The organism is Mesorhizobium sp. M7A.F.Ca.ET.027.02.1.1 (assembly GCF_004022985.1).
GTDB lineage: Bacteria > Pseudomonadota > Alphaproteobacteria > Rhizobiales > Rhizobiaceae > Mesorhizobium.
In genome coordinates, this window is sequence record NZ_RZOL01000374.1 from 1 (window position 1) to 6,079 (window position 6,079).

Annotated in this window: 8 protein-coding genes; 3 read left to right on the forward strand and 5 right to left on the reverse strand. The window is 62.0% G+C overall.

Annotated elements, in window-relative coordinates; translation table 11 throughout:
- Window positions 1-365: AI-2E family transporter (locus EN749_RS28660; protein ID WP_128364414.1), on the forward strand; the 365-nt coding region annotated here is incomplete at its 5' end.
- 12 nt (window positions 366-377) lie between these two features.
- Here EN749_RS28660 and EN749_RS28665 read toward each other — a convergent pair.
- From EN749_RS28665 to EN749_RS28675, 3 genes are all read right to left on the reverse strand, one after another.
- Complete coding sequence (locus EN749_RS28665; protein WP_128364415.1) at window positions 378-1,274, reverse strand: DMT family transporter; 897 nt, start codon at window positions 1,272-1,274, stop codon at window positions 378-380.
- Window positions 1,275-1,404: 130 nt separating this feature from the next.
- Complete coding sequence (locus EN749_RS28670) at window positions 1,405-2,169, reverse strand: arginyltransferase (protein ID WP_023810205.1); 765 nt, start codon at window positions 2,167-2,169, stop codon at window positions 1,405-1,407.
- Between the two features lie 140 nt (window positions 2,170-2,309).
- Entirely contained in the window at window positions 2,310-2,780 is a 471-nt protein-coding gene (locus EN749_RS28675; RefSeq protein WP_127322646.1) for an RDD family protein, read from the reverse strand.
- 208 nt (window positions 2,781-2,988) lie between these two features.
- Between EN749_RS28675 and sthA the strand changes: the two genes are divergently transcribed.
- A complete protein-coding gene (gene sthA / locus EN749_RS28680) occupies window positions 2,989-4,377 on the forward strand; it encodes a Si-specific NAD(P)(+) transhydrogenase (RefSeq protein WP_127267508.1) in 1,389 nt (462 codons plus the stop codon).
- A 26-nt stretch (window positions 4,378-4,403) separates the two neighbouring features.
- Here sthA and EN749_RS28685 read toward each other — a convergent pair whose 3' ends face one another.
- Complete coding sequence (locus EN749_RS28685) at window positions 4,404-5,072, reverse strand: alpha/beta hydrolase (protein ID WP_128364416.1); 669 nt, start codon at window positions 5,070-5,072, stop codon at window positions 4,404-4,406.
- 45 nt (window positions 5,073-5,117) lie between these two features.
- On the reverse strand, window positions 5,118-5,282 hold the full coding sequence (locus EN749_RS37870) for a hypothetical protein (RefSeq protein WP_164781845.1): 165 nt from the start codon (window positions 5,280-5,282) through the stop codon (window positions 5,118-5,120).
- Here EN749_RS37870 and opgC point away from each other — a divergent pair.
- A partial coding sequence (gene opgC, locus EN749_RS28690; protein WP_128364417.1) for an OpgC domain-containing protein occupies window positions 5,275-6,079 on the forward strand: 805 nt, incomplete at its 3' end. The two genes, EN749_RS37870 and opgC, sit on opposite strands and share 8 nt — an antisense overlap.

The window sequence follows — 6,079 nt, forward strand, 5'->3', positions numbered from 1 at the left end:
CCCTGGTCTCGATCTATCTCGCCGCCAGCGGCTCGCCGATGGCCGGGCTGGCACTGTTCCTCTGGGGTGCGGTCGAGCTGTTCATCGTCGACAAGACACTGCGTCCGAAGCTCGTCGGCGGGCCGATAAAACTGCCCTTCCTGCCGACGTTTTTCGGCCTGATCGGCGGCGTCAAGACCATGGGGTTTCTCGGCCTGTTCATCGGCCCGGTGCTGATGGCCCTGCTGGTCGCGATCTGGCGCGAGTGGCTGCGCGAGGTGGAAATGGCCGACGACATCGTCCCGGGCTCGCCAGCCGAAATCGAAGCCGGTCCGCAAATCGAGGTCCTGCCGGAACCTGACGTGGCGAAGAAGGCCAGCGCCTGATCTCAATGCACCTTAGACCGGATGTTGCACCGCAAGGTCGCCACGCTGCTTGCGTCCCTCGTGAAGTTGCCACAGCGAATGCGCGATCAGTGTGACGATCAGGATCGCGCCGCCGATCAGGCTGTTGCGCGTCGGTGTCTCGGCAAAGATCATCCACACCCAGACTGGCGCCAGCACGGTTTCGAGCAGGTAGAACATCGCCACTTCAGGGCCCGAAATGTATTTCGGCCCGGCGGCAAGGCAGAAGAACGCTATCGGCATAATGACGGCGCCGTTGAGGATGATCCACCAGGGTGCCTCCACCTGAAAGCCGGTCTTGGAGACCATGAACGCCGCCAGCCCGAAAGGCAGGACGACGCCGATCAGTGAGGTAAAGCCCATATCCTTGCCGCTGGCGCGCGAGATGGTGATGGCGCAGGCGATCAGGAAGGCCGAACACAACGCCATCAGATCGCCGAACAGATGTCCGGTGCCGACGGAATCGCCGACGATGATGACGACGCCGACAATCATCATGGCCAATGCCGCAAGGGTCAGCGGCCGCGGCCGCTCCTTCAGGAATACCCACGACAGCAGCGCGGCGAACATGGTGGTGAAGGCCAGGATGAAAACCAGGTTGGCGGTCGAGGTGTTGTAGACGCCGGTGATGAAGGCAATCGCGCCGAGCCCGTAGATCGCGGCAACGATCAGGCCCGACCAGCCAGGTATCAGCTGCGGCGCATTCTTGCTGAACGAGCGCCAGATGGTCCACATGATCAGTGCCGCGGCCAAGGTGCAGCCGGTGCGCAGCAGCAGGATTGTCCACGCCTCGCCGTGGGCGAGCCGGATCAGCGGGATGTCCACGGTCAGCGTCAGCCCGCCAAATGCGGTGAGCAGAAGTCCTTTGGTGTGAGTATCGTGAGACGACATGCAGCGAACTTTCACAATGAATTCGGGAGAGGATGGCGGACCGGCGCAATCGCACGCTCTCCGCCAACCAGCGGAAAGACCAGCATCGTCTCGATTGAAAATGTTTAAGCCCGGACTTGGGAAAGAATAATCAGCGCGCGACCGCTTCGTTGGTGTAGCGCTCCCAGCCCTTCGGGCCGAGATGCTCCTGCGGCATGAAGCGCATCTTATAATTCATCTTGCGCGAGCCGTTGACCCAGTAGCCGAGATAGACATGGGGCAGGCCCATCGCCCTGGCGCGGGCGATGTGGTCGAGGATCATGAACGTGCCGAGCGACCGTTCCTCGAAATCGGGATTGAAGTAGGAATAGACCATCGACAGGCCGTCGGCCATCTTGTCGGTGAGCGCCACCGCGATCAGCTCGCCCTGTCCCTTGCCGGTGATGAACGTGTCTGGTCCACGCCGCCGATACTCGATCACCTTGGTGTCGACATGGGTATCCTCGACCATCATCGCATAGTCGAGCACCGTCATATCGGACATGCCGCCACGGCGGTGGCGGGCATCGAGATAGCTGCGGAACAGGGAATATTGTTCGGTCGAAGGCTCGGCATTGTGCATGTGGCCGACGAGATCGGAATTGTGCTGCAGCACGCGCTTCATGTTGCGGCTGGCGACGAATTCCTGGGCGAGGATGCGTACCGAAACGCAGGCGCGGCAGGTCTCGCAGGCCGGCCTGTAGGCGATGTTCTGCGAGCGCCGGAAGCCGCCTTGGGTCAAGAGGTCGTTCATCTCCGCCGCCTTGTCGCCAACCAGGTGCGTGAACACCTTGCGCTCGAACTGGCCGTCGAGATAGGGGCACGGCGACGGCGCGGTCAGGAAGAACTGCGGCGACTGGGTCGGATGCTGCGTCATCGAGCCTTGGAAACACTCCTTCGAATCGCTCTACCTTTGGCGCGGACGGCGAAAAATTCAACAGGATTATGTGAGCGTGGTCGACTCGACGCCTTCACATTTGTGCTCAATCGGTTGCGACTGCTCTTCAGAGGGCCGTTTCAGCGGTCCGTGCGGCTGACGACGGTGCCAAGCAAAAGATCGTGCAAGGTGCGCTTGCGGTCGGAAAACAGCGTCACCAGCAGGACGAGCGGCGACAGGATGACATTGCCGGCCCAGAACAGCACCGAATGGACGACCGCGGTGAGGCCGTCGATCGGCCTCCCGTCGAGCCGGTCGAGGCGGATGCCCACCATCTTCATGCCCGTGGTGGCCTGGTCGGTGCTGCCCAGCGTGTTCCAGATGTAGAGGATGGCCACAGTCGGCAACAGGATACCGAACAGCATCCAGCCAAGCCCGAGGGTCAAAAGCCCGAGGAAGAACACCAGAATGGCAAACGGAATGGTAAGCAGCGCGACGATGACATAGTCGATCACGAAAGCCAGGATGCGCTTCGTGCGCACGCCGTCATAGGCCCTGACATCGTCGAGCCTGCTGGTGATGATTTCGCCGTCGAGAACGCGCGCGTTCATGTCATTTCCTCGTAACAAGGTCCGACATAGGGTGCGGACCGTTCAGCCATGAAATGGTGAAGGCCTGTGGCGGAATCAAGATCGGGCTTCTTGCGGTGCGCCGGCCTTCAAGGCGCTAGGCGCAATCTGAACCGGTTGAATTTGCGGCGCGGATAGCATTAGCTTGCTGCGGCGCAGCAAAAGCGCACATGGCAGGGGACGGGGCAATATGGACTACGACATGCTGGTCATCGGCAGCGGCCCTTCCGGTCGCCGGGCCGCGGTGCAGTCGGCCAAGCTCGGCAAATCGGTGCTGGTGGTCGATCGCGGCCGGCGTCTGGGCGGTGTCTCGGTGCATACCGGCACCATCCCGTCGAAAACGCTGCGCGAAACGGTGCTCAACCTTTCGGGTTGGCGTGAGCGCGGCTTCTACGGGCGCGGCTACCGGGTCAAGCAGGATATCTCGGTCGGCGATCTGGTCGAGCGCCTGCACAAGACGCTCGACCATGAGGTCGAGGTGCTGCAGCACCAGTTCATGCGCAACACGGTCAAGAGCGCCCGGGCTGCGGTGAAATTCCTTGGCCCCAACAAGGTCAGCCTGACCACCGACACCGGCGATTACAGCGAGGTCGGTTTTGCCAATGCGCTGATCGCGGTCGGCACCAGGCCGCACCGGCCGCGCGATGTGCCTTTCGACAAGACCCGAATCTTCGACAGCGACGAGATGCTGGAACTCGACCGCTTGCCGCGCACGCTGACGGTGATCGGCGCCGGCGTCATCGGGGTCGAATATGCAACGATCTTTTCCGCGCTCGACGTGCCGGTAACCTTGGTCGAGCCGCGGAACTCCATCCTAGATTTCGTCGACCGCGAGATCGTCGACGATTTCATCCACCAGATGCGCGATCGCGGCATGACCATCCGGCTGGGCAGCGCGGTGAAGGAAATCCGCTCCAAGCCGGACGCCGCCGAAGTGGAACTGGCCGATGGCCGCACCATTCGTTCAGAGGTCGTGCTCTACGCCGCCGGCCGCACCGGCAATGTCGGCAACCTGGGCCTGGATGTCGTCGGCATCGATGCCGACTCCAGAGGGCGTATCAAGGTCGACCCGCATACGTTCCAGACCAGCGTGCCCAACATCTACGCCGCCGGCGACGTCATCGGCTTTCCGAGCCTGGCCTCGACTTCGATGGAGCAGGGCAGAGTGGCGGCCTGCCATGCCTTCGGCGTGCCGTTGCCGCCACCACCGGAGACCTTTCCCTATGGCATCTACGCGGTGCCGGAAATCTCGACGGTCGGCCAGTCCGAGGAACAGGTGCGTGAGAGCGGTGCGGCTTATGAGATCGGCGTGGCGCGCTTTCGCGAAACCTCGCGCGGCCACATCATGGGCGTCAACACCGGTTTCCTGAAACTGTTGTTCTCGGTCGAAACGCGCCGTCTGCTCGGCGCGCACATCATCGGCGAGGGCGCCACCGAACTCATCCACATCGGCCAGGCGGTGATCAATCTCGGCGGCACCGTCGACTTCTTCGTCAACAACACCTTCAACTATCCGACGCTCGCCGAAGCCTACAAGATCGCCGGACTGGATGCCTGGAACCGGATGGGACGAGGGTAGGCAGGCTGGTCATGCCGGCGAGCCTGTCAGCCTGCCGTCGCCAACGCCGCCGATCCCCGCAGCCATTGCCTGACGATTGCGGCGTCGGCGCTGCCGAATTCATGACCTGATGGGACAATCCGGGCGTCGATCTCGGCGCCATGCTGGCTGAGCAATGTCACCAGAGCAGGGGCGAAGGGCGAATAGGTGAGATCCGCGGCGCCGGCGATCATCAGCACGCGCACCTTTGACAAATCCGTCGCCGGCACGTGATCGAGCACCGGCATCGGCCGCAGCAATGCAGCGCGTTCGACAAGGCCCGGATGCAGCAGCATCAGGCTTGAAACCAGATTGGCGCCGTTCGAATAGCCGAGGAACGTCGCGCGTGAGAGATCGAGATGGTGGCGTGTGGCCGCGTCGGCGACGAAGCCCGCAAAGGCATCGGTTTCGGTGCGGATGCTGTGCTGTTCGAAGCGTGTCGGCGTGATGCGCGCGAACCAGCGGAAACCATCCTCCTGGACAATGCGGCCACGCACCGCGATCAGCTTGGCCCGCGGTGCGATCTCTCGTGCCAGCGGCACCAATGTCGTCTCGTCGACACCCGATCCATGCAGCAGGAAGAGACATTCGCCGGTTGAATCCGCCGGGCTGTAAAGCCGGTAGCTGAAGGCCAGATCACGCCGCAGCGCACCATCTTGTGAGGTCTCTTCGATCATCGCGCATCCTCTTGATTATATGAGGTTTCGCTCAATTTGCCGGCTTCAAAACGCAATATTTTCAAGCTCCGCGAAAGTTGATTGAACCGGGCGCATTACAGTCCGTTTCTCCGCCGATAACATTCCTTCGGGAGGAATCGAAGCGGTGCGCCGGGGGTCGCATTGCCCGGCATGAACAACCAGCTTTGAGGCCTTTTTGTCGATGACCACCCAGATTTCCCCGGACCGCGATGCACGTGTCCCAGACCGCGAGTCGCGCGTGTCGGATCGCGATTCGCGTATCCCGGATCGCACTGAGCGCGATACGCGCATAGATGTGTTCCGCGCTCTCGCTCTGCTGACAATCTTTGTCGACCATGTGCCAGGTACCGCCTTCGAGTATCTGACCTACAAGAATTTCGGCTTTTCCGATGCGGCGGAAGTCTTCGTGCTGATCTCCGGCATTTCGGTCGCGCTCGCCTATGGCAGGAAATTCGAGCCCGGAAACCGGCTGCTGGCAACCCTGAAGATGTTGCGCCGCGCCGGTGTGCTTTATGCCACCCACATCGTCACCACCATGGTGGTGATGGCCATGTTCTGCGCCGCGGCGGTGTTTGCCAGGCGGCCGGAGCTTTTGACGATGATCAACATCGAGCCGTTGATCAAGAATACGCCGCAGGTGCTGATCGGCATCGTGACGCTCGGCCACCAACTCGGCTACAACAACATACTGCCCGTCTATGCGGTGCTGCTCTTGCTGACGCCGGTGTTCCTGCTCATTGTCAGCTATCGGCCGGTCTTGGCACTGGTCGCCTCCGGCGCCCTGTGGCTGGTCGCGGGGGTTTATCAAATTGCTCCGCCCAACTATCCCGAGCCCGGCTTCTGGTTTCTCAACCCGCTGTCGTGGCAGTTCCTTTTCAACATCGGCTTGGCAGGCACGCTGCATGTGCGTCGCGGCGGTACCATCCCGGTCAATCGCTGGCTGGTTGGCGCGGCCTTGGCCTACACCGCTGTGGCACTGGGCTGGG

Excerpts from the sequence above, each read along its gene's own strand:
- EN749_RS28665 (WP_128364415.1), bottom strand. The coding sequence starts at position 1,274 with ATGTCGTCTCACGATACTCACACCAAAGGACTTCTGCTCACCGCATTT.
- EN749_RS28675 (WP_127322646.1), bottom strand. The coding sequence starts at position 2,780 with ATGAACGCGCGCGTTCTCGACGGCGAAATCATCACCAGCAGGCTCGAC.
- EN749_RS28670 (WP_023810205.1), bottom strand. The coding sequence starts at position 2,169 with ATGACGCAGCATCCGACCCAGTCGCCGCAGTTCTTCCTGACCGCGCCG.
- sthA (WP_127267508.1), top strand. The coding sequence starts at position 2,989 with ATGGACTACGACATGCTGGTCATCGGCAGCGGCCCTTCCGGTCGCCGG.
- EN749_RS28685 (WP_128364416.1), bottom strand. The coding sequence starts at position 5,072 with ATGATCGAAGAGACCTCACAAGATGGTGCGCTGCGGCGTGATCTGGCC.